Annotated in this window: 2 protein-coding genes; one reads left to right on the plus strand and one right to left on the minus strand. The window is 48.3% G+C overall.

All coding sequences use genetic code 11. The features are described from left to right. Window positions 1-101 precede the first annotated feature (101 nt). Window positions 102-272 (minus strand): hypothetical protein, encoded by a 171-nt coding sequence (locus tag FH871_RS33390; protein ID WP_171063030.1) that lies wholly within the window; start codon window positions 270-272, stop codon window positions 102-104. A 63-nt stretch (window positions 273-335) separates the two neighbouring features. Here FH871_RS33390 and FH871_RS31785 point away from each other — a divergent pair, with 63 nt between their 5' ends. Further along, window positions 336-728 (plus strand): transposase, encoded by a 393-nt coding sequence (locus FH871_RS31785; protein ID WP_138995320.1) that lies wholly within the window; start codon window positions 336-338, stop codon window positions 726-728. Window positions 729-777 lie beyond the last annotated feature (49 nt).

Raw genomic sequence — 777 nt, forward strand, 5'->3', positions numbered from 1 at the left:
TCAATTATTCTACGTACGCAAAACGGTAGTTGTTTGACCGGGATTAATTGACTCGTTCAAATTGAATCAGGGGCAATTAAAAATAAGGATGCCCGGTCAATTTACAAACCGGAGTAAACGGTAGACTGGCATGAGCGCCACCGGATCAGGGTGTCGAGCTCCCGTCGAATCGCAATTTTCTCTTCGATGGAGTCGCCTTCATCCCCCATCAACTGGTTGATCTGGTGGGCTACTTCTTCGGTCGTGGCCTTGGCGGTTGGATTGATGTCCATGGAAACTNGTGAGGTAGCTACTAGTCAAGAAAACGGAGATTTTTTACCTTACCTCTGACAATCATGGAAAAGCAAACGTTCGATTTTGACGCCTTCAAGAAGAGCGCGGTTGCTCGTTTAAAGGCCGGGGACAGTCTATTAGGCCGTGATGGCGTTCTAACACCGCTGCTCAAGGAATTTTTAGAACAGACTTTGGAGGGTGAATTAGAAGCCCATCTACAAGAAGAAGGAACGTCTAATCGCAAGAATGGGAAAGTGCAAAATAGGCTCAAAACGTTTTTAAGCCCCGTTGAAATGGCCACACCCCGCGACCGTAACGGCACTTTCGAGCCAGAAATGGTGGCGAAGCGGCAGTGGACTTTAGGGGCCGATCTGGATCGACAAATCATTGCGCTTTACGCCCGTGGCGCACTGCGATCAATTCTTTTGCTGGGTTTGGCCGGTCTTGGAATTTAACCAGCGACGACGTTTAATATGAAGAAAAACCCGTTTATCACGGATGGGG

Origin of the sequence: Larkinella sp. C7 (assembly GCF_006149005.1) — a bacterium.
Classification (GTDB): domain Bacteria; phylum Bacteroidota; class Bacteroidia; order Cytophagales; family Spirosomataceae; genus Larkinella.

Bases quoted from the DNA above. Each gene is read 5' to 3' on its own strand.
- FH871_RS33390 (WP_171063030.1), bottom strand. From the start codon at position 272: ATGGACATCAATCCAACCGCCAAGGCCACGACCGAAGAAGTAGCCCAC.
- FH871_RS31785 (WP_138995320.1), top strand. From the start codon at position 336: ATGGAAAAGCAAACGTTCGATTTTGACGCCTTCAAGAAGAGCGCGGTT.